The organism is Methanocorpusculum bavaricum DSM 4179, assembly GCF_000430905.1.
GTDB classification, from domain to species: Archaea; Halobacteriota; Methanomicrobia; order Methanomicrobiales; family Methanocorpusculaceae; genus Methanocorpusculum; species Methanocorpusculum parvum.
In genome coordinates, this window is the sequence record NZ_AUMX01000021.1 from 1 (window position 1) to 22,173 (window position 22,173).

Here is a 22,173-nt window from a genome sequence, read left to right on the forward strand (position 1 = left end):
CCCCAGGCATACCGCCTGCGGGAAACGGCCAGATGACCCTTGAACGTGAAAAATTAATCGAGGTAATCCTTCGGAGTCGGGATCTGTTCTTTGAGACCCTTTCTCTTTCTGATACCCATAACGATCTCGGAAAGCATTCCCTGGGGAACCGGGGAGAAGCCTGCGAACTCGGTAGACCACATAGCACGGCCTTCGGTTGCTGAACGGATATCGCCCGCGAAACCAAAGAGCTCTGCGACCGGTGCCTCACCGTTAACCACGATCTGGTCACCTTCGGACTCAGTCGTGGACAGCTGACCACGGCGACCCTGGATCTGGGAGATTGCTGCACCCATCTGATCCTGCGGAACAGTGATCTGGATCTTCTGAATCGGTTCAAGGAGTGTGTCGCCGGCCATAAGAAGAGCTGCCTTCATACCACCGCGAACTGCAGGAATGACCTGTCCCGGACCACGGTGGATAGCATCCTCGTGAAGCTTTACATCGTGGAGTTTGATCAGAACATTCTGGACCTGCTCATCAGCAAGCGGTCCGCCGTCGAGTGCCTCGTGAACACCGTCAAGGATCAGTTCCATCGTTTCATTCAGGTACTGGATACCTTTCGTGCAGTCAATGAACATGTTCGAGCCGTAGATATCCTTCACGGACTTGGCCTCATCCTTGTCCATACCAAGTGCTACAAGAGCGTCACGGCGGGCAATGTTTTCCATGTTCATCGAGATCTCGCCCGACTGGATCGCTTTCAGGATTTCTTCCGGCATCGGCTCAACAGACATAAAGAATCTGTTGTGTCTGTTCGGAGACTTACCCTCAACGGTTCCGTCAAGCGGCTTTGCGACCGTCTCACGGTACACAACGATCGGCGGGGAGGTAACGATATCCACACCCTTGTCTCTCTTGATACGGCCGGTAACGACCTCAAGGTGGAGTTCGCCCATACCGGCGATCAGGTGTTCGCCCGTCTCTTCATTGATGTTGATACGGACAGTCGGGTCTTCCTTTCCGACCTGGTGAAGAACTTCGATAAGCTTTGGAAGATCCTTCATGTTCTTTGCTTCGACCGCGACGGTCATAACAGGCTCGGAGTAGTGCTTAAGGGACTCGAACGGCGTCATGTCTTTAAGGGACGTAACGGTCGAACCGACGATCGCATCACTCAGACCGGTCACTGCCGCAATGTTTCCGGCAACGACCTTGTCCACCTCAACACGGGTCGGACCCATAAAGATACCGACACCCTGAAGTCTGTTCGGCTTACCAGCTGTCCCGGAGATAAAGACCTCCTGACCGCGGGTAAGGGTTCCGGAGAACAGTCTACCCGTAGCAATCTCTCCTGCGTGCTTGTCAAAGGAGATATCGGTGATCATCATTGCGATCGGACCTTTGGCATCGCATGCATACATTGCCTTTCCGACCGGGGACTCAACATCGCCGTGCCAGATGATGTGGCATCTCTTACCCTGTGCCTGAAGCGGGTTCGGGAGGAAAGTCACGACCATATCGAGAAGTACTGAGTGAAGCGGAGAAGCCTTTGCAAGGTACTTCATATCGCCTTCGTTACACTTGTCGATAACGGTCTGCAGGGAAACACCGGTCGTCTTGATGTAAGGGATCGAAACGGCCCAGTTGTACAGAGCAGAACCAAAAGCGACGTTTCCTTTCATCGGATCGAGTTTCCATCCACCTTTGGTGTAGAGCTCCTCGTTCATGCCTTTGATGAGCTTGTTGACCTTGTCAATGACTTTTCCAAGACGGATCATCATTTCCTGGGGGTTAACTTTCAGCTCGTTGATAAGTCTGTCGACCTTGTTGATGAACAGGACCGGGTGAACACCCTCTTTGAGTGCCTGACGAAGAACGGTCTCCGTCTGGGGCATCGGACCTTCGACTGCGTCGACAACGACGACTGCGCCGTCGACTGCACGCATTGCACGGGTAACATCCCCGCCGAAGTCGACGTGGCCTGGAGTATCGATCATGTTGATAAGATACTCGTGACCGCCGACCATGTGGACCATGGATACGTTTGATGCATCAATGGTGATTCCGCGTGCCTGTTCCTCTTCATCAGAGTCCATCCAGCAGGCTTTTCCGGAGAGTTCCTCGCTGATCATTCCTGCTCCTGAGAGAAGGTTGTCCGAGAGGGTGGTCTTTCCGTGATCAATGTGCGCTACGATACCGATATTACGGATGTGCTCGGGATCATTCATGAGCTCCGTAATTCGTTCTACCATCTTTTTTCCGCGTGACATAAAACACCTTTTTTAAAAAAGAATATATGGGGAAATCACCGTGCGGATTTTGCAATCCGTTCGACTTCTTCCTTCTTTCCAACAGAGAAACACTTTGCGTCTCCCTTTGCTGCCATGATCAGCTCATCGGCGAGCACAAGGTATGCGGGTTTCTTTGTTTTGTGTGAGCCTCTCCAGGTTGCAAGAGCAATGTATCGAAGAGCAGTGTTGACACGGCGGATCGGGGCTGAGTCAACGGACTTTGGAACGTTGATACCGCCGTACTTCAGACGAACGGTCTCCTCACGGGGACCTGCATTTGCTACGGCGTCAACAAGAACCTGAAGCGGGTTCTGCTTGGTTTTCTTGTTGATGACGTCGAATGCGTCCATGACCATCTTGGTACACATCATCTTCTTACCGGTGTTGTATTCCTGCTGCATGAGACGGTTGATCAGTCTTTCGACGATCGCCATTTCACTCTTGGTGAACTGCTGCTGGGTAAGTCTGCCGCAGCTGCTTGGAACTTCGGTAGAGGTGACAGTGACGTAGCGGACCATTCCTGGATCCTTTACGACAACTTCGCTCATATCCCACTTGTTAAAGAGAAGGATCTTGCTGGTGGCTGCTTCTTCTGTCATACTATTTACCTCCGTGCTTTCTCGGCACGTCCGATGACAAGTTCATTGAGCGAAACGCCGTTGACGCCGCTTACAACGAAACGAACTCCGGGAATATCTCCCATTGAACGACCTGCACGACCGCCGATACCACAAATGGTGACTTCGTCGTGTTCATCAATGAAGTTGATAGCACCGTCGCCGACCGCGAAGGCGGTGACCTGACGGCCGTTTTTGATCAGCTGAACACGGACACATTTTCTGATTGCCGAGTTCGGCTGTTTTGCTTCCACACCGACCTTTTCAAGAACGATTGCGCGTCCGATTGGTGCTCCCTCAAGGGGATCTGCTTTCAGTTTCAGTTTAAGCGCTCTGCGCGAGTAAACCGAGTCGCTCCACCGGAATTTCTTTGCGGTGCGAACGAGTTGTCTTGCTGCGAATTTTCCCTGTCCCATGAAGTTTCCTCATTGGTTTGGATTATATTGTGAATGAACCCGCCCGAATAACGGGGGGGAGGGTTCGACATCCTGCATGCAGGATCCCGAACACCTGCTGACCGACCGTGCCTGACATAGATACGGTCTTCTCAGCGTGTTCCTATACTTATGAGCGGGGAGTGATAATAATAGTAATGGGCGCTCTCTCAGAGATGAAAAAATGCTGGTTTTGAGATAAATTCAGGAAAGACCGCCTTTCAATCAGCACATTTATATACCACATTTCAGGAACTCCTTTTCGAGAGTGTGATTTTGAGAACCTTGGCGTGGACTTGGTCCAAGCTGGATCAGGACCAAAAAACAGCATCCTCGCGGGAGGGTGAATGGACTCCGAAGAAGAGTATTATGGTCTTGAAGGCAAAACAGTACATCAATGGTTACCCGGATCTATAAAGAAACCCACTTCGATGCATCCCACCGTCTGATGCATTACGAGGGAAAATGTTCCAGACTTCATGGTCACCGCTGGAGCGTTGAGGTCTGGATGGACGGAACACCGGATGAAAAATCACGGATCCTGCTCGATTACAATATCATCAAAAACATCATCAATGTCTACGACCATCAGGTCGTGTTGAATAAAGACGACCCGATGGTCGAGGCGCTTTCCCGATTCCAGACACCCGTTCTGACGAACGGCGACCCGACAAGCGAACTTCTGGCGGAAGACATCCGCGAGCGGCTGAACACGTTCTGCAAAGAACATGAGCTGAGCGCCAGGGTCGCAAAACTGCGGGTATGGGAGTCGGAAGGCTGCTATGCCGAGGTCTTTGCAGAATGAGAGTTGCGGAAACATTCGTGAGTCTGCAGGGCGAAGGGGAACGGCAGGGTATGCCCTGTTTTTTCCTCAGGCTTTCGGGCTGTAATCTCCGATGCGCCTGGTGCGACACGGAATACTCGTTTGAGAAAGGGACGGACAGAAGCGTGGACGAGGTCGTGAAAGAGATCGCGGATTCCGGTCTTTCCTATGTCTGCGTGACGGGAGGCGAACCTCTTCTCCAGAAGGAGGAGCTGATCCCTCTTCTGGAGATTCTGGGGGCCGCAGATATCCATGTAGATATCGAAACGAACGGCACGATCCCGTTCGACGATGTTTCGGCGTATGCGTCCATTTGTATGGATGTGAAGTGCCCGTCATCCGGGGAGATGAGCGATCTGTCGCTTTTATCGAGCCTCACCGAAAAGGATTGTCTGAAATTCGTTATCGGCGACGAGGCGGATTATCTGTATATGGTGGAGGTTCTCGCCGCCCATAAACCGAAATCCCCGGTCTGTATCACGCCTGTGTTTGGTACAGACACGAAGTGGCTCATTGAAACGATCATTGCTGAACGTCTGCCGGTCAGATTCCAGCTTCAGCTGCATAAAGTGGTGCATGTACAATGAAAAAAGCAGTATGCCTCCTGTCAGGAGGAATGGACTCCACGACTCTTGCCTTTGTTGCAAAGAAGATGGGGTATGATATTCTGGCCCTTCATGTGAATTACGGTCAGAGAACAGAAAAGAAGGAACTTGAATGTGCGAAAAAGATCGCAGAACGCCTGCGTGCAGTCGATTTTGTAGAAATCACACTCGATTACTTCACGAAGTTTGGAGCGAGCAGTCTGACGGATCCAAACATTCCGGTCGAGTCAGGGGTATTGGGAAAAGCCAACCGCCCAAATACGTATGTGCCGTTCAGAAATGGAAATCTGATTTCGATCGCCACGTCGTACTGTGAGTCCCGGGGCGGGGAGGCGATTTTCATCGGTGTTCAGTCGGGCGACCACACGGGGTATCCGGACTGCACGCCGAAGTTCATCGAAGCTATGCAGAGAGTGATCTACATCGGAACACAGACGCCTACACCGATCCAGCTCCTGACCCCGTTCGTATCGATGAATAAGACCAGCATCCTCCGGGAGGGAATACGTCTGTGTGTTCCCTACGAAGACACATGGTCCTGTTATTCGGAGAATGACGAGGCATGCGGGGTATGTTCATCCTGCCTTGCACGGATGAAGGCTTTTGCAGACCTCGGGATGGAAGATCCGATCCCCTACAAAAAATAATTTTTATCATCCGCTCTTTTTTTCTAATAGGAGTTACGCGGTGTGCTCCCAATCAAAAAGCTGACGTACTTATGAGATGTACTTCAATTTCGTGTATGAAATACGTGTGGATACATGAGAAATCCCACCGCGAATAAGCCCAAATGGGCAAAGCCCATTTGAGGCGGCACGCAAGCCTTCGGCTTGCACGCAATCGCGAATAAACGCGAATCGCATTTTTCCTGTTCCGCCCTCTTGACCTTCGGTCGCGTCCCTACGCTACGCCTGATCGGCTTCGCGTGACCGGGACGGCGGAACGAAAAATGCTGGAAAACCCGCGTCGCGGGTTTTCTATAAAACATCTCTAACCCATTTATAATATAAGAGATCAGTATTTTCTCATGAGAAAACCCGCGACGCGGGTTTTCCAGCATTTTCCACGCTGGCGTTCCGGCCACGCGGAGCCGATCAGGCGTAGCGTAGGAACGCGGCCGAGGAGTGAAACGACGAGGACAAGAAGACAGCGTAAGGAAAATGCGATTCGCGTTTATTCGCGATTATTCGCGGTGGGATTTCTCATGTATCCACACGTATTTCATACACGAAATTGAAGTACATCTCATAAGTACGTCAGCTTTTTGATTGGGGGGGCCCCTCGTAACTCCCATTAAAAAAACGCTCTTTTTTCTGCAGAAAATTCATTCCAAAAATAAAAGAAAAAAAGGATTACTCTGCGGTTTCCTTTTTCGGCCGCTCGGGTTTCACATACGTGATCTCGTAGGTCTCGACGCTGCGCTCCGCCGGGGTCGCCGACTTCGCGTATTCCCGTTCCATCGAGAGGGCATCAAACTTACACACATCAACACAGTTCCCGCACATAACGCAGCGGAACCGGTCGAGTGTCCAGATCTTCTCAGCCCGCTGAACGGTGATCGCCTGTGAAGGACACCTTTTCATACACATCATGCATGACGTGCACTTCGCCGGATCGAAAACCAGATGACCCCGGGTCCCCTCGAAGTTCTCCAGAGGCACATACGGGAACATCGTCGTCGCCGGCTTGTTGAGGAACTGTTTCAGGATCGTTTTAAGCATCTTCATGACAGTTCACCTCTCCATACAGCCGATACACGGATCGATCGTCAACACGATCTGTGGAACATCGGCAAGCTCGCAGCCTGCAAGGATCGACACCAGAGGCGGGATATTCGTCAGGGTCGGCGTTCTCACCCGGAACTGTGCAAGATGCTTGGTTCCATTCCCTTTCAGATAATGGATGACCTCGCCCCTCGGCTGCTCGGAGCGGCTGAAGTATTCGCCGTCGGGATTACCCTTCACAGGAGTGAAAACATCTCCTTCCGGCATATCGGTGATCACCCGGCGGATGATCTCCACCGACTGGAACAACTCCTTACATCTGACCGCACAGCGGGCATATCCGTCGCCGCCTTTCTCAACGACCGGTTTGAACCCGATATCGCCGTAGGCGAGATAGCCGGTAGAGCGGGCATCCAGATCAAGACCGCTGCCGCGGGCCGTCGGACCGACCGCTCCAAGATAATAGGCATCCTCTTTTGAGAGAACGCCTTTGCCGACCAGACGTTTGGTCAGCGTGTAATCATTCAGGAACACGTTCGTAAGATCCTTCATCTCATCCTCGATCTCATCGAGCCGGTCATCCATATCCGAAAGGAAGGAGTTTGCGACATCACGCCGGACACCGCCTACTTTGCAGACCCCCTGGATCACCCGGCCGCCGGTCGTTGCCTCCATCTCATCAAGGATCGATTCGCGGATCTTCCATGCCTGATAGAACAGGCTCTCGAACCCGAGCGAGTCGGCAAACAAGCCGAGCCACAGAAGATGACTGTGGAGACGCGAGTACTCGCCCCACATCGTCCGAAGATACGTCGCCCGCTGCGGGACCTGGATACCCATCAGCCCTTCTATCCCCTGGCAAAAGGTCGAGGAGTGCGTGAAACTGCAGATACCGCAGATACGCTCCGCGAGAAACACAAAATCCTGATAATCGCGGCGGTCCACCAGGCTCTCAAGCCCGCGGTGAACATACCCGATCGACGGGATCGCCGAAACGACACGCTCATCCTCCACGACCAGATCCAGATGGATCGGCTCGGGAAGCACGGGGTGCTGGGGTCCGAACGGAATGATCGTCTGTCTGCCGGTCATTCTTTCGCCTCCTTAACGACGGTCACCGTCGGAGCAGGCTGCTCCTTCTTTTTGAACGGATAAGGAACGGATGTTTTGATGAACGTTCCGCCGAAATCGAGAGACATCCCTTCAAACGTAAATCCATACAGATCATGGATCTCGTTTTCATACACGAATGCCCCGCCGTAGGATGACCCGATCGACGGGATCTTCGTCCCTTCAGAAACGGCGATGCGGTAATGCCGGAGATCCGTCTCCTTTTCGAACGAGTAGGTGATATAGTAGCCTTCGTCGGCCGGCGTGCAGGTCATCACAACCAGCCGGTATCCGCCGGTTCGCATAGTGCCGGCGGTTTTCTGCACATCAGCAACTTCAATGGAATCGATCTTCATATTCATTTTTTTGCCTCCATAGCTGCCCGTTTTTCTTCCAGAACGCCAAGCGCCTTCACGATTCCCTCAATGAGCGCCTCGGGACGAACGGAACATCCGGGGACATACACGTCCACCGGAATGATCGTATCGACGCCGCCTGAGATATTGTAACACTCACGGAAAACACCGCCGCTCGATGCGCAGATTCCGACCGCGACCACAACCTTCGGTTCAGGGATCTGGTCGTAGATGTTTTTCAGAACCGCTTTGTTCTGTTCGTTCACCCCGCCGGTCACCACAAAGATGTCGGCGTGAGCCGGGTTTCCGGTATTGATGATACCAAACCGCTCGACGTCGTAGACTGGAGTCAGGGCGGCGAGGATCTCGATATCACATCCATTACAGCTGGATGCATTGTAATGGAGAAGCCAGGGGGATTTTGATGCCGAACTCATTATACTATACCTCCAAGGATGCCAAGAACGACAATGTTTCCTACTCCGAAGACGAGAGTGACGATCCACAGACTCTTGACCGTCATCTTCCAGGTCACACGCGGGAAGATATTGTCGATGACGATTTCCAGAAGGAACGCCAGGATGACCGCTACTGCGGAAAGTACTGGATACCCGGCAAAGAAGAAGAAGATCATGCAGAGGAATATGAGCATCTCATACCAGTGGGCGATCTCCACCTTGGCAAGACTTCTTCCCGACAGGGAGGAGGTCACACCTTTGACCAGTTCCTGATGGGCGTGGTGCGAGGTCGAGATATCGAACGGTGATTTTCTGAGTTTGAGCGTCAGGACCGCTATCAGAGCGATGAACACACCCGGCAGGAGGATGATCGCGGGTGTGCCCAGAGTGAGCATATGATAGGTCTCGAAGCTGCCCGAAACCATGAAAAATCCTACGGCAAGCAGGATCAGGATCGGTTCAGTGATCATGACGCTGAGAAGTTCACGTTCCGCACCGATATGAGCATAGGGAGCGTTAGCCGAATATGCTGCAAGGATCAGGAAGGTGTGGGCGAGTGCGAGCGAGAAGACCGCAAACAGGAAATTGCCTCCGGTAGCGACCATTCCTCCTGAAAATGCGATCAGGATCAGATATGCCGTGGTGAAGATGATCTCCAAAGGATTGGAGAACGCTTTTTCCTTATGCCAGAGTTTGGCCACATCGTAAAACGGCTGAAGAAGCGGCGGGCCGACTCTTGACTGGAAACGGGCAGTTAACACGCGGTCGCATCCGGAAAGGAGTCCGCCGAGGATCGGAGCGAGGATCAGAAAGGTCAGCGCCCCTACAAAAAACATTATATCCATATCATCACCCCCATAAATCCGAGAACAAGCATCACGATGATCAGAACTCCCGAGATGACCCACGAGGGTTTGAGAAGGGCCTTTTCACCGCAGTACTCTTCAAGATAGTAGTTCGAGGTCTTTGCCTCTTTATATACGCCGAGAGAACCAAGGAACCTGCCTTCGCTGTCAACAGCGCGGCCGCCAAGATACGGAGCGATCGTCCGTCCTTCCCGGGAACCAAGGAAAGCACCGATCACGAGGAACAGCAGGATGAAAGCCATAAGACCGAGCATGACCAGGGTATCGAAGTAGAAGAATCCCTTATTGCCCAGATAGAAGTACGGACGGATCCCGTTAAGGTAGGGGATGATCACTCCCGTTATGATCGCCGGGAACCCGAGACAGCAGCCAATCACAAGAACGCCCATAACGATCACCGAGAGCTTCTCGGATATATGGAGGGCGATCTTTTCCGCAGGCGGTCTGTTCATTCTCATGAACAGTTTGCCGAGCCATTTTGTCCAGAAGAAGATGGTAAAGGCACTGCCGAATGCAAGGATCGCGATGAACACGCATCCGAGCGGAGCGGTCAGGAAAGCTTCCAGGGCCGCCCATTTGGAAATGAGCATACCAAAGGGTGCGAGGTACATCCCGGAAATACCGATGACCATCATCGTAGAGAGGAGCGGGAGGCGGACCAGAAGTCCGTCCATGTCCTCGATGTCACGGCTCCCGATCTTATGTTCAACTGCTCCCACACAGAGGAAGAGAAGCGCCTTGGCGACCGCATGGAAGATGATCAACAGGATCGCCGCCATGATTGCCTCGGCCGTTCCTATTCCGGCACACGCAGTGATAAGACCAAGGTTCGCGATCGTTGAATAGGCGAGAACTTTCTTCGCATTGCTCTGCGAGATCGCGAGGGCCGAGGTCGCAAGGAAGGTGAATGCCCCTATCAGAGCAAGGAAGATCCCCACCCATGTCTGCGAAAACAGCGGGGCGAAGAGCACCAGAAGATACACGCCGGCCTTCACCATTGTGCTGGAATGCAGCAGAGCGGATACCGGGGTCGGGGCGACCATTGCTCCTGTGAGCCAGGTCGAAAACGGCATCTGGGCAGCCTTCGTCAATCCGGCCACCGCGATGAATGCCAGCGGGATCGTCAGAGCGGAGACGTTCGGGAAGGCGAGCAGATCGGTTACCGAGAGCAGATTCACCGGCGTATTGATGCGAAGCAAAAAGAATATCGCAAGGGTGAAACAGATCCCGCCGATCAGATTCATCCACACAGCACGAAACGCATTTTTCACTGCTTCAGGGGTCCGTGAGTATCCTATCAGAAGGAAGGAACACAGCGTTGTGACTTCCCACGCACAAAGTATCCACATAAGATTATTGAACAGAACCAGTCCGAACATCGCCGAGAGGAAGAGGAACATCAAAGCGAAGAAGTAGCGTTTGCGTACCGGAACGCCGATCTGATGATCATGATAATCCTTCATATAGCCCAGAGCATAGACACAGATCAGTGTGCCGATGATGCCGATGATGAGGACCATCACAGCCGAGAGGCCGGTGACCGTGAACGTGGTCATCGCATGAGGGCCGGCAATGCCGAAGAGCTCGAGGATCAGAATAAGGATCAGCTGAACAACCGAAAGAAGAAGCGGAAGTATTTTCCGGTATTTGATCGAAAGGCCCAGAATAACGAGAGCTACACCGATTTCAGCGATGAATAACAGCATCCCGATCCATTCAGTATGTTCGAGGGTCAAAGATACGGGAGCAAGCAATGCTTTCCATGCCAGAAAGACGGATGAGCCGATAATAATGACCGAGGTTATGCCTGCGAGGATATTGCGGACAAGATCCGGTTTGAAGACCGCTAAAAGAACAGCGGCAGAAACAGGGACAAGCAGCAATATCAGTATGGCAATGAGTTCCGGCGGGTACATAGATATCACTTGTTGAAAGTATTGACATTCATCATTATTAATCATTCTAATGAACCCCGGGAGAATACGAGTATTTTTGGCCGGGATGAAAAATGCGGCCGGAAATGATCCGATACATATCAGGGATCCAGGCAGGATCCAAAAGAAAATCCATTTGTCTCTCTATGATAAGAACAAAAAAATACCTGGCTATTCTCCAGATTACTAGAGATTATTGCCGGATAAATTACCGGAATGGGATAGGAATCTCTGAAATCCTGCAGGAAGACATCGCCGGCCGGCAGATACAGCGCGCCCGCAGTAAAAAGCTGAAAAAAAAGAAAAAAATTAGAGATCGGGAACGAACTTCGTTCCGTAATGGATGATCCCGTCCGAACCTTCGCGGTCAAGAACACGGAAGACGGATTTTACCGGCATGCCGATATGGACGTCTTCGGGCTCACAGATGAGGTGCGAGGTGACCCGTGTTCCTTCTTCGAGTTCGATGATCGCAAGAACATAGGGTTTCAGCGCTGAGAACTGATCGCTTGCTGCGGAGAGGACCGAGTAGGTCATGACCTTTCCTTTGCCTGAACACTGACAGGGGACGATTTTTCCATCCCTGCGGCAGTGAGGACAGATCGCTCTCGGCGGGAAAAAGACATCCCCGCATACCTCGCATTTCGTTCCGACCAGATTATACCTCTGGGGGATCTCTCTCCAGAATCGTGCTACGGTCATCTCAGGCCCTCCTAAAGATGTGTGATACAACGGTAGCGCCGGTTCCTCCGACATTCTGTGTCATACCAATTTCAGCTCCTTCGACCTGACGTTTGCCGCCCTCGCCGCGAAGCTGCTGGACGACTTCCCAGATCTGTTTGATACCTGTGGCACCGACCGGGTGGCCGCATGCCTTGAGACCTCCGGACGTGTTTACCGGAAGCTTGCCGCCAAGCTGGGTCTCGCCCTGCTCGGTGAACTTGCCGGCTGTTCCCTTCGGAACAAAGCCGAGATCCTCGATCGCACAAAGTTCTGCGATCGTGAAACAGTCGTGAACTTCGACAAAGTCGATGTCCTTTCGTTCGAGTTTTGCCTGCCGGAACGCAGAGTTTCCTACGGCAACGGTTGCGCCCATCGTGGAAAAGTCAGGACGGTCGTGTAAAGCGATCGTGTCACCGGCCTGGGCTGAGGCAAGGACCTTGATCGGCGTGTCGGTGAACTCCCGTGCTTTTTCAAGCGGGCAGACAACTACGACTGCGGCACCGTCGGAAACGGGTGAGCAGTCGAAGAGTCTAAGCGGGGAGGCGACAAGGGTCGAGTTCATCACGGTCGACTGGGTGATCTCGTTCTGGAAATGGGCGAACGGGTTTCTTGCTCCGTGGAAATGGTTTTTCACCGCGACCTGGGCGAGCTGCTCGCGGGTCAGTCCGTACTTGTGCATGTAGTCGCATGCGATCATAGCGTAGAGACCGGGGAAGGTCGCTCCTGCAAAACTCTCCCATTCTCTGTCGGCTGCTCCGGCGAGGACATCCGTCGAATCACCGACATCGGTCATCTTCTCGACACCTGCCGCGATGACGACATCAGACATGCCGGAAGAAACTGCGGCTACGGCCTGACGGAAGGCAAGGCCTCCGGACGCACAGGCCGCCTCGACACGGGTAGCCGGGACGTGGAGATCTCCGCCGAGTCCCACGTAATCGGCAACGAGCGCCCCGACGTGTTCCTGACCGACGAATCTGCCGGCTGACATCGACCCGACGAACAATGCGTCGATCTGTTCTCCCGCCACATTTGCATCTTCAAGTGCGGCGATTCCTGCTTCTGTACACAGATCACGGAAAGATGTGTCCCATCTTTCTCCGAACTTCGTCATTCCTGCACCAATTACTGCTACTTCTCTCATGATCCACCTCACATCCGGATCTTGCCCTTGTGCCGGGCATATACTGCATAGTCAAGATACTTCTTTGTGGCAAGCATCTGCTCAACGGTCGGACCCTTGGAACGGTCGATCTTATGCAAAATCGCGTCGGTCACGGTGATATCAAAGGCATCGGATCCGGCGCCGCTTCCGTAACTTGTAACAAAGATCCGGTCACCGGGTTTTGCCACATCCAATACGGCCGCTAAACCGAGAGGAACAGCGCCGCTGTAGGTGTTGCCGAGTCTTGGAGCCAGAAGACCTGCCTTGATCTGTTCCTTCGTGAACCCAAGCATCTGTGCTGCTTTCTGCGGGAATTTGGCATTCGGCTGGTGGAAGACTGCATGCGTATAATCGGAAGGTTTCGTTCCGCGAAGTTCCATCATCAACTTTGCAGCCCCGAGCGTGTGTTTGAAGTATCCGGGATCCCCGGAGAACCGGCCGCCATGCCGCGGATAATCCTCTCCTTCACGACGCCAGAAGTCCGGCGTGTCGGAGGTAAAGGAGCAGGTCTCATTGATGACTGCTATCGGATCATCATTACCGATAACGTATGCCGCTCCTCCGGCAGCCGCCGTATATTCCAGTGCGTCGCCGGGGGCTCCCTGAGCAGTGTCCGCTCCGATCGCGACGGCATACTTCATCATTCCTGACGAAACCAGGCCCATCGCGGTCTGGATGGCGGCCGTTCCTGCTTTACAGGCGAACTCGTAGTCTGCAGCTGTCATAACCGGTGTTGCGCCGATCGCCTCTCCGACCGTGACTGCGGTCGGTTTGACCGCATAGGGGTGTGACTCGGATCCCACATAGACCGCCTTTATGTCGGCAACGTCTACCGGACGCCGGCACAGAGCCGAGCGGGCAGCCTCAACGGAAAATGTGGCTGTGTTCTCATCGTAATCGGGTACGGCTTTTTCTAAAACGCCAAGTCCGCCGGTAATCTCCGCGGCGTTCGCTCCCCATACACGAGCAATCTCTTCGATTTTAATTCTGAAACGGGGGATGTATGCCCCGTAGGTGATTATGCCTACCATTGTGTTTTCCTCAAACGTGTAACGAGATCCTGAACTCCCAGGGGCGTACAGAGAACGGTAATGTGATCTTTTTCTGCGAGCTTTTTGACGAGCGGGCTGACATGTTCCTCATCTATCCCCTGAAGGATTACATACGGGGGTTTGAACGGGGTGACGCGGATCGCGATCATCGGGGATTTTCCGGTCGAAATATCCGTGAAAATCAGAGCGCGTTCCGTACTCCAGCCGTAAATGCGGTTGAACTCATTGGGTGAAAGGTTCAAAATGGCATTCGTACTGTTAATAACAGTGTAGCCGAAGATCTGGGAATCAAGCTCCCCGCAGATGAGGGAACATTCGATCAGTTCCGATAACTCCCTGATAGGAATAGAGGTCGCGAAGTCATGAATATCATAAATGACCTCGTCGTCATAATCCGAGAACAGGAGTTTGCCATACTTTTTGATGTATGTCCCGCCATTTTCTTCGTCAACATTCAGAAGCGAGTCTACGATTTTCCCAACGACACCGGTTCCCGGACTTTTTCTCCTGCCGCTCTCATAATCGCTGATAACGGACGGAGAAACTCCAAGATGGTCTGCGAGTACGCCCGGAGCGATCTGAAAACTTGTACGCCATTTTTTCAGGGCTTTTCCGGGTGAATCGGAGAGGGTGATCTCGCCTGCCATCTTTTCGGCAAGCTGCTGGCGAAGTACCGGCTTCATACTTACCTATATTTCGTTACTTACATAAGAAGTTGGTTGTCGAATTCGTCAATGCGCGAACAACGCCCATACCAACCCATAAATAGTAAGCAATTCAACGATGGGTTATGCATATAATAGATGCAGAAGATGCGGCCTGTCTGAGACGGATCGCCCTGCTTGGCGGATGTAAAGGACCGGTTCGTCTCTCCACGCAGACTCTGGGAGATCAGCTCGGGATCAGCCAGCAGACCGCATCACGCAGACTTCAGTCGCTTGAAAAGGCACAGATGATCTCACGGACCGCCGAGCCGACCGGCCAGTTCGTTCTCGTGACCCGGTCCGGCGAAGAGCATCTCCGGCGGGAATTCTCCGAGTATGCCAAGATATTCGATGTAAAAGATGAACAGTATATCCTCACGGGAACCGTCATCTCCGGAGTGGGCGAGGGAAGATATTACATGTCGATCCCGCATTATCAGGAACAGTTTCAAAAACTCTGCGGATTCACGCCGTATCCGGGGACACTCAATATAAAACTCAATCCCCAGAGCGTGCAGATCAGAAAACGGATGGACTCTCTGGAATGGACGACCGTTCCCGGATTCAAAGATGAACACCGGATGTTCGGCGAGGCACGCTGCATCAGATGCACGATATCTGACATCCCGTGTGCGATCGTTGTGCCCGGACGGACCCATCACCCGGAAGATGTGATCGAGATAATCTCCGGGACCCAGCTCCGTGACACCCTGGGTCTGCAGGAAAACAGCGACGTCAGCGTGGTTATCGGATAAACCACACCCTATTTTAGCAAATCTTCGTGTTCACACACGGGAAAAGAGGATCGTCACCTGACTCTGATCAGGTATCAGTCAAATTGGAATACCTCTTCGACCGTTGTATGAAAATATCTGGCGATCCGAAACGCCAGGTCAAGCGACGGATCATACTTGCCCTTTTCTATCGCAAGGATCGTCTGGCGGGTCACCCCCAGTTCCTTTGCCAGAGCATCCTGCGTCAGATCATGCATCGCCCGGTAGACCTTGATCTTATTCCTCATCTTCACCCCAGACACTGAACTTTTGGGCGTAATAGAATCTGAATCCGACATAAATGAACAGCGCCGAGACGATCAGACCCAACTGCATTACAGCAAACAGCCCGAGTTCCCAGATCGGGATCATGTCGGGAGGAATGGGAAAATACGGAATGGATTCATACCCGCCTGCAGGGATCATCGGATCTTTCAGACGGCTGTAGGTAAATATATGAAAACCCAGAGGGCCGCTGAACACATAAACGGTCGTCGCAAGATTCACCGTCAGAAAAAGAACGACCGATGCCTTGATCGTTGCCGACGCGGTTTTCATTTCGATGAGAACACTCCGCTCATCCTCATCAAGATCGGTAACGCGTTTTTTGAGAACGAAGAAAATTACCGCGGAAAGGAGTACGGATATTGCGATGATCCACGGACTGGTAAGTTTTACCGAAAGCCAGAATAAAAGAAGCAGCGAGACGGCAATCAAACCGAATATAATATAGAAGGTATTTTTCTTCATCAGATAATCCTACTTTATGGTAATTGAACACTATAAGGATTTGCAAAATAGAAATACCCGCCCGCGTGTGTGTGGGAAGGGGGCGGGCATCCTGGTATGGTGGTATGAGAAAAAATCTGATTCTGCTTTTTTCTGTTGTGGTACTGAAGAACAGGAGAGCGGCATTCACCGGATCCATCCTTCAGAGTACAATCTATTTTACATAATGTAATAAATAGCTTCCGTTTTTTTTTCAAATAGCGGGAAGCCCGTCAAAATAAAATAAAAAAACTCCCCGGATCTCTTTTGATGGTGTGGATCGGATCCGGGGTCTGCTGGTGTGTGTGTATGGTTCTATATAGGGAAAATCTGTGTTTTCTGCGTCATGAAGTATCGGTATAACCGATCTTCATTAATTGGTATATAATTCATTTTACTATATATAGATTCTGAACGTGGACATCCCGCGTAAATCTTAATCTCCGTAGAGAGCCCATCATACGGATAAGCATGCCTTCAATCACCACCGGAAACATCGCCGGGCAGCCGCACTATATTCCAATAACAGCTGAGGAGTTAAAAATGACCGGGAAAAACACCCCGGACATCATCCTCGTATCAGCTGACGCCTATGTCGATCATCCGTCATTTGCCGCCGCACTCCTCGGACGAACACTGATCAACGCAGGATTCTCCGTTGCGATAATCAGCCAGCCCGACTGGAAAGACCGGGAAGGGACCGACTTCGCACAATTCGGCAGACCAAACCTCTTCTTCGCCATCCTTCCCGGAGCCGTTGACCCCATGGTCAGCGCCTACACCCCGGCACTCCGCCGCCGGCACGACGATGCGTATTCGCCCGGAGGAAAACCCACCCGCCCGGAAAAAACGACCCTCGTTTACACGAATATCCTGCACCGTCTGTTCAAAGACACCCCGATAATCATCGGCGGGATCGAAGCAAGTCTCAGACGCTTCGCTCATTACGATTACTGGAGCGACACCGTCAAACAGGGGATGCTTGCCGACGCTCCGGCCTCGCTTCTCGTCTACGGCATGGGCGAACTCCAGCTGATCGAGATCGCCTCCCGCCTGAAAAACGGCGAAAGCGCGAAAGACCTGACAGACATCAGAGGCACCTGCTATACGATGAGCATAGCCGCGTTCCGGGAACATCCGCCGGCCGGGACCGTACTTCCGGGATATCCTGACGTAGTGAAAAAGGAGATCTATGCTGAAGCATTCAGGACCCAGTACCTCTCGAAAGACACCCTGATCCAGCCCCACCCAAAGACCGTCATCGTCCAGAACCCGCCTGCAAGGCCTCTTACAACAGAGGAACTCGACATCATTTACGAGCTGCCCTATACCCGAAAACAGCACCCGGCGTATAAGGAACCGATCCCGGCACTTACCCCGATCCAGTTCTCCGTCACCACCCATCGGGGATGTTTCGGCGCCTGCTCGTTTTGCGCCATCACCCATCACCAGGGAAAAGAGATCGTCTCGCGAAGCGAGGCTTCGATCCTCAGGGAAGTAGAAAGGATCGCCAAAATGCCCGAGTTTCGGGGAACCGTCTCGGACCTTGGAGGACCTTCGGCAAACATGTATGCATCCCATTGTGCAAACTGGGAGAAGAACGGCCCATGCCCCGACAAAAACTGCACGACCTGCCCTTCGCTCAAAATGGGCACGGAAGAACAGTTATCCCTGCTTAGAAACGTATCGCGGATCCGGAAAGTCAAACATGTATTCATCAGCTCAGGGGTAAGATACGACCTCGTTCCAACTACGGAAGACGGGGACAAATACCTGAAAGAGCTGACCGAACGCCACATCTCCGGCCACCTCAAAGTCGCCCCCGAACATATCAGCGACCGGGTCACCCGGCTGATGAACAAACCTGGAAAAGCGGCCTTCGATGCATTCTGCAAACGGTTCGATGCTCTGCAGAAGGACAAACCAAAGCGGCAGTACCTCGTCCCGTATCTCATGTCTTCCCACCCCGGGTGCCGGATAGACGACATGGTCACCCTTGCCCTCTATCTCAGAGAGAAGGGCATGTACACCGAACAGGTCCAGGACTTCACTCCGGTCCCGATGACCCTTTCGACCGCGATGTACTACACCGGACTCGATCCCCTGACCGGCAAAAAAGTCCATGTCCCTCTCGGCGATGAGAAAAGGATCCAGAGAGCCCTTCTTCAGTGGAAGGATCCAAAACAGTATGATTATGTCGTCTCCGGCCTTTTGAAGGCCGGAAGAAGTGACCTGATCGGGGATCTCGTGCCGAACAAAGGTCTGCCGCCGGTGAAAAAATCCGGCAGCTCGAAAAAAAGAAGAGTCTAACTCTCTGCTTCCTGCTCACATACAACGGACTTCGGCTTCTCGCCTCGGAAAAAGAAGCCTTTGTAAACCAGCGGAACGATCACGGTCGTTACAAGAGCTATCACCACAATCGCGATAAACAGCTCGTTTCCTAACTGAAGGAGATGTTCGGCTTCGGCCGGATCTACGGCTTTTGCCGCCATCTCCTCAAAATGATTCAGAGCAATAAGACCGACGATCATCGCGACTTCTCCCCGGGGATTCATCCCAAATCCGATAACTGCCGAGTCCTTCCAGCTCATTCCCATGAGTTTTGCAGGGATACCGCAGCCGATAACTTTCGTGATAACGGCGACGATCGTCAGGATCGCGATGAACAGCACCATATCCTGAGTAAGATAGCGTAGATCTGCGATGATACCGAGTGATACGAAGAAGATCGCCGCGAAGATGATATACAGATACTCGGCGCCGAGTTTGATGTCCATACTATGTTTCAGACTCACTCTGTTTACGCAGATGCCGGCAAGGAATGCGCCGACGATCGCAGAAATTCCAACGGCCTCGGCCATCATCGCATAGAAAAATGCGATCATCATCGCAAAGATGAAGACGAACTCCGGGAACTGCCGGGCGATCTTGGTCCCGTCCATTTTGGTAATGAGTTTGGGGATGAACTTGACACCAAGGACTGCAGCGATTATGACGAAGGCAAACGCTTTGATGACCGTCAGGCCGACCGAGACCGGGATCAGTTCTCCGGTCGCCGCAAGATCGACACAGATCGAGAGCACGATCAAACTTAAGATATCGTCGATGACCGCAGCGCCGATGATCGCCTTTGCGAATGGCTGATGGAGTTTGCCCATCTCCCGCAGAACATTGGCGGTGATCGCGATACTGGTCGCAGTCAGAGCGGTTCCGATAAAGATGGCGCTGTAAAAGTCCATGCCGAAGAAGACTGCGGTGATGTACCCCCCGATCCAGGGGACGATGACACCCAAAAGAGCGATAACGATATATTTCCAGTTGGTGATGTCGCGCAGTTCAAACTCAAATCCGATAACAAACAGCAGGATAATAGCGCCAAGACCGGCGAGACTCTGGACGAAATCCGTGTAAGTAATCAGTCCGAGAACACTCGGCCCGACGATCAGACCCACCAGGATCTCGCCGATGACCGCGGACTGGTGTATCCGTGTCGCGAGAAGATATCCTCCCAATGCCACGAATAACAGCAGGCTCATCTGAAATTCGATGGTGGATACGAGTTCTTCCAACATAAGTATCTTGATTTAGGTTGTGCTACTAAAAAGAATTTCTCTTGTATGTCCGCAGTCTCAGTACTCGGGATCCTGTTTTGCCGGACAGTAGTTACACAGCGCCAGGGGAAGGTCCTTTTCCCGGTCGCGGATCGGGCAGTACACAATGTCTCCCGCCTGCCGGATCCGGAGGCCTCCGGGAAACGGCATGCCGATCGGATGACCGCAGCCTCCTTTTACGAACATGACGTAGGCAAATACCAGACGGTAGAAGAATTTTGCGAGAGGGTGATCCTGGGGAGGCAGGATATTTTCCGAGCGGGCCGCGTCCTGAAAGCAGTGTTCGGGAACAGGCTCCCAGTATTTTTTCCAGAGACCGAGATCCGGAAGCGGACCTGAGCAGACGATCCCGGGTCTGTACTCCTGCATGAATGCATGGTACTGATCGAAGAGGTCCATACAGTACGGTTTGTACAGCCGGCGGTACGGATCCGGGAGTCGATCGACCTCACGTTTCAGATAGCCGCCGATGTACTGCAGATCAAAAACCGTGTAGGCCGATAATGCCCTGCCGATTATTTCTGCGGCCGCCTGATTTGTCTCTGCAGAAAGAAGAGCCGTGACCGTATCTTCAATAAAGGTCTTTGAGGAGGAGGCGGAACGTGAAAAGATGTCCATTGAAAGATTATCATACATTGGCTTCAAATCCTATTAATTTTCTGGGCTGGAAAACAGCACATTTATATTCCGGGGAGTCGAATACAGTGTACTTTCCATGGACATTCTCTACGCCGTAGTGGTGATCATCGGCCTTGTTACCTTCGAAACCGTTGCCAGCATAGATAATGCCATCATTAATGCGGATATTTTATCGACGATGAAGGCCTGGGCGCGGCGCTGGTTCCTTACCTGGGGTCTTATCATCGCGGTCTTTGGTGTCCGCGGTATTCTGCCCTGGGCAATTATATGGGCATCGGCTCCCTCGCTTGGTCCGATCGGAGCACTCACCGCGACTTTTTCCGGCGATGAGGCGGCGGCGCTCGCGATGGAACATAGTGCCCCGTTCCTTCTTCTCGCAGGCGGAGTGTTCATGGTGTTTTTGTTTCTGCACTGGTTTATGGCAGAGCAGAAGAACTGTATCGTGCCCGGAGAACTGGCTTTTTCCAGAACCGGTCCCTGGTTCTATGCGGTGGCCGCACTTATTCTTCTGGCGCTTGTCTACTTCGCCGTACAGATCAATCCGTTCCTCGCCGTCGCGGCGGTCGCGGGTTCGGCAATCTTTTTCGTGATGCAGGGATTCCGTCTGTTTGCGGATGCGAAAACGCTGGAGCTTGAGAAAGGAACGGGCGATCCGGAATCAGCGAGCCATAAATCCCAGATCAGTAAACTGATGCTTCTGGAAGTGATCGATGCGACGTTTTCGATTGACGGCGTTGTGGGCGCATTCGCGTTCACGATGTCGGTTCCTCTGATCCTGATCGGTAACGGTATCGGGGCATTGGTGGTCCGTGAACTGACGATCAGAAATATCGACAGTATCCGAAAATATGCGTATCTGAAAAACGGGGCGATGTACTCGATCCTTTGTCTGGGTCTGATCATGTGCTCGGAAGGAGTCGGTCTGGAACTGCCGATCTGGATCGCGCCGATCATTACCGTGACCATCGTTACGACCTTCTTTATACTTTCTCTGCGCAGGATCCGGAGACATGACTACGGAACCTGCCCGGCGCCGAGAAAAGAGTAACTATTTTTTTGAGGGAGGGGTTAGGCGGGGTTGTGATCCCATCTACCTTCCGAATTGGAGTGAGCATTTCTGCAGGGAATCCGTAGAGAAAAAATAGAAAAATTTGCCGGGAGAGGTGGGTTCACCTCTGCCCAGCGATCACACCCTCGACGAGCTTCCCAAAGAGTATGATGAGAAACCCGAGGAAGAGCATGATGAGCTTCCTAAGGCGGCTGGAGATTCTCATCTCCTGCCCCCGTTAGTTCAGGGCCGGCTTGGTGTCTGCCCAGGCATCGACCGCGGCGATCGTCGCATCATCGGCATAGCCGGAAACGGTCATCGAATCGCGGTTGAAACTGATCTGGAAGGTATCGGCCCCAAGCTTCGCGGAAATGCGGACGTTCCAGGTTGCTTCGGTACCGATCTCGGTCGTCTCGGCAGTACCGCCGTTCCCGAATGCTGCTTTAAGATCCGCACTGCCGGTAAGGGCGGTGATCGCGGCCGAATACTC

23 protein-coding genes and 1 pseudogene are annotated in these 22,173 nt (G+C 52.6%); 6 read left to right on the top strand and 18 right to left on the bottom strand.

The features are described from left to right. Positions 1 to 53 precede the first annotated feature (53 nt). From H575_RS06210 to H575_RS06220, 3 genes are read right to left on the bottom strand one after another with little or no spacing between them, the layout of a single operon-like run. Positions 54 to 2,252, bottom strand: a complete 2,199-nt coding sequence (locus H575_RS06210) for an elongation factor EF-2 (protein ID WP_042699585.1) — start codon at positions 2,250 to 2,252, stop codon at positions 54 to 56. 35 nt (positions 2,253 to 2,287) lie between these two features. Continuing rightward, positions 2,288 to 2,872, bottom strand: coding sequence for a 30S ribosomal protein S7 (locus H575_RS06215; protein ID WP_042699588.1), 585 nt, complete (start codon positions 2,870 to 2,872; stop codon positions 2,288 to 2,290). Between the two features lie 5 nt (positions 2,873 to 2,877). Continuing rightward, entirely contained in the window at positions 2,878 to 3,306 is a 429-nt protein-coding gene (locus H575_RS06220) for a 30S ribosomal protein S12 (protein WP_042699591.1), read from the bottom strand. Between the two features lie 415 nt (positions 3,307 to 3,721). Between H575_RS06220 and H575_RS06225 the strand changes: the two genes are divergently transcribed. The 3 genes from H575_RS06225 to queC are packed head-to-tail and all read left to right on the top strand — an operon-like array spanning position 3,722 to position 5,399. After that, on the top strand, positions 3,722 to 4,129 hold the full coding sequence (locus H575_RS06225) for a 6-carboxytetrahydropterin synthase (protein WP_042699594.1): 408 nt from the start codon (positions 3,722 to 3,724) through the stop codon (positions 4,127 to 4,129). Further along, entirely contained in the window at positions 4,126 to 4,734 is a 609-nt protein-coding gene (locus tag H575_RS06230; RefSeq protein WP_042699596.1) for a 7-carboxy-7-deazaguanine synthase QueE, read from the top strand. Before H575_RS06225 ends, H575_RS06230 begins: the two co-directional genes overlap by 4 nt. After that, positions 4,731 to 5,399, top strand: coding sequence for a 7-cyano-7-deazaguanine synthase QueC (queC, locus tag H575_RS06235; protein ID WP_042699598.1), 669 nt, complete (start codon positions 4,731 to 4,733; stop codon positions 5,397 to 5,399). The genes H575_RS06230 and queC overlap by 4 nt, the downstream gene beginning before the upstream one ends. A gap of 705 nt (positions 5,400 to 6,104) precedes the next feature. Here queC and H575_RS06240 read toward each other — a convergent pair. The 10 genes from H575_RS06240 to H575_RS06285 all read right to left on the bottom strand — a co-directional run bounded on the left by H575_RS06240 (position 6,105) and on the right by H575_RS06285 (position 14,823). After that, positions 6,105 to 6,479, bottom strand: coding sequence for a 4Fe-4S binding protein (locus H575_RS06240; RefSeq protein WP_042699601.1), 375 nt, complete (start codon positions 6,477 to 6,479; stop codon positions 6,105 to 6,107). Positions 6,480 to 6,485: 6 nt separating this feature from the next. Continuing rightward, positions 6,486 to 7,568, bottom strand: coding sequence for a hydrogenase large subunit (locus H575_RS06245; RefSeq protein WP_042699605.1), 1,083 nt, complete (start codon positions 7,566 to 7,568; stop codon positions 6,486 to 6,488). Beyond that, positions 7,565 to 7,948: an NADH-quinone oxidoreductase subunit C gene (locus H575_RS06250; protein WP_081406691.1), complete on the bottom strand. Its 384-nt coding sequence runs from the start codon at positions 7,946 to 7,948 to the stop codon at positions 7,565 to 7,567. Before H575_RS06250 ends, H575_RS06245 begins: the two co-directional genes overlap by 4 nt. Next, entirely contained in the window at positions 7,945 to 8,379 is a 435-nt protein-coding gene (locus H575_RS06255) for an NADH-quinone oxidoreductase subunit B family protein (RefSeq protein WP_042699607.1), read from the bottom strand. Before H575_RS06255 ends, H575_RS06250 begins: the two co-directional genes overlap by 4 nt. Continuing rightward, positions 8,379 to 9,245, bottom strand: a complete 867-nt coding sequence (locus H575_RS06260) for an NADH-quinone oxidoreductase subunit H (protein ID WP_042699610.1) — start codon at positions 9,243 to 9,245, stop codon at positions 8,379 to 8,381. The genes H575_RS06255 and H575_RS06260 overlap by 1 nt, the downstream gene beginning before the upstream one ends. Further along, positions 9,236 to 11,182 (bottom strand): NADH-quinone oxidoreductase subunit 5 family protein, encoded by a 1,947-nt coding sequence (locus tag H575_RS06265; RefSeq protein WP_042699613.1) that lies wholly within the window; start codon positions 11,180 to 11,182, stop codon positions 9,236 to 9,238. Before H575_RS06265 ends, H575_RS06260 begins: the two co-directional genes overlap by 10 nt. A gap of 327 nt (positions 11,183 to 11,509) precedes the next feature. Beyond that, positions 11,510 to 11,902, bottom strand: a complete 393-nt coding sequence (locus H575_RS06270) for a Zn-ribbon domain-containing OB-fold protein (protein WP_042699616.1) — start codon at positions 11,900 to 11,902, stop codon at positions 11,510 to 11,512. A 1-nt stretch (position 11,903) separates the two neighbouring features. Next, on the bottom strand, positions 11,904 to 13,067 hold the full coding sequence (locus tag H575_RS06275; RefSeq protein ID WP_042699619.1) for a thiolase domain-containing protein: 1,164 nt from the start codon (positions 13,065 to 13,067) through the stop codon (positions 11,904 to 11,906). An 8-nt stretch (positions 13,068 to 13,075) separates the two neighbouring features. Continuing rightward, positions 13,076 to 14,119: a hydroxymethylglutaryl-CoA synthase gene (locus tag H575_RS06280; protein WP_042699622.1), complete on the bottom strand. Its 1,044-nt coding sequence runs from the start codon at positions 14,117 to 14,119 to the stop codon at positions 13,076 to 13,078. Next, entirely contained in the window at positions 14,113 to 14,823 is a 711-nt protein-coding gene (locus H575_RS06285) for a helix-turn-helix domain-containing protein (RefSeq protein ID WP_042699625.1), read from the bottom strand. The genes H575_RS06280 and H575_RS06285 overlap by 7 nt, the downstream gene beginning before the upstream one ends. 107 nt (positions 14,824 to 14,930) lie before the next feature. Here H575_RS06285 and H575_RS06290 point away from each other — a divergent pair, with 107 nt between their 5' ends. Then, positions 14,931 to 15,599, top strand: coding sequence for a DUF120 domain-containing protein (locus tag H575_RS06290; RefSeq protein ID WP_042699627.1), 669 nt, complete (start codon positions 14,931 to 14,933; stop codon positions 15,597 to 15,599). A 74-nt stretch (positions 15,600 to 15,673) separates the two neighbouring features. On the opposite strand, the gene H575_RS06295 is transcribed toward H575_RS06290, so the two are convergent. Together H575_RS06295 and H575_RS06300 are read right to left on the bottom strand one after the other, a co-directional pair. Beyond that, positions 15,674 to 15,865 carry a helix-turn-helix transcriptional regulator gene (locus H575_RS06295; RefSeq protein WP_042699630.1) on the bottom strand — a complete coding sequence of 64 codons (192 nt, stop codon included), beginning with the start codon at positions 15,863 to 15,865 and terminating at the stop codon, positions 15,674 to 15,676. Next, the gene (locus tag H575_RS06300) at positions 15,855 to 16,367 is read right to left on the bottom strand and encodes a DUF2178 domain-containing protein (RefSeq protein WP_042699633.1); all 513 of its coding nucleotides are present in this window, start codon (positions 16,365 to 16,367) and stop codon (positions 15,855 to 15,857) included. The genes H575_RS06295 and H575_RS06300 overlap by 11 nt, the downstream gene beginning before the upstream one ends. 489 nt (positions 16,368 to 16,856) lie before the next feature. Between H575_RS06300 and H575_RS06305 the strand changes: the two genes are divergently transcribed. Next, complete coding sequence (locus H575_RS06305; protein ID WP_042699636.1) at positions 16,857 to 18,695, top strand: YgiQ family radical SAM protein; 1,839 nt, start codon at positions 16,857 to 16,859, stop codon at positions 18,693 to 18,695. On the opposite strand, the gene H575_RS06310 is transcribed toward H575_RS06305, so the two are convergent. Then, positions 18,692 to 19,957, bottom strand: coding sequence for a cation:proton antiporter (locus tag H575_RS06310; protein WP_042699639.1), 1,266 nt, complete (start codon positions 19,955 to 19,957; stop codon positions 18,692 to 18,694). The genes H575_RS06305 and H575_RS06310 overlap by 4 nt on opposite strands. 57 nt (positions 19,958 to 20,014) lie before the next feature. Continuing rightward, positions 20,015 to 20,632, bottom strand: coding sequence for a DUF2115 domain-containing protein (locus tag H575_RS06315; RefSeq protein ID WP_052319996.1), 618 nt, complete (start codon positions 20,630 to 20,632; stop codon positions 20,015 to 20,017). A gap of 79 nt (positions 20,633 to 20,711) precedes the next feature. On the opposite strand from H575_RS06315, the gene H575_RS06320 reads away from it, so the two are divergent. Beyond that, positions 20,712 to 21,683, top strand: coding sequence for a DUF475 domain-containing protein (locus H575_RS06320; RefSeq protein WP_042699642.1), 972 nt, complete (start codon positions 20,712 to 20,714; stop codon positions 21,681 to 21,683). 238 nt (positions 21,684 to 21,921) lie between these two features. On the opposite strand, the pseudogene H575_RS09405 reads toward H575_RS06320, so the two are convergent. Next, a pseudogene (locus tag H575_RS09405) lies at positions 21,922 to 22,173 on the bottom strand (glycerol permease); the annotation flags it as partial.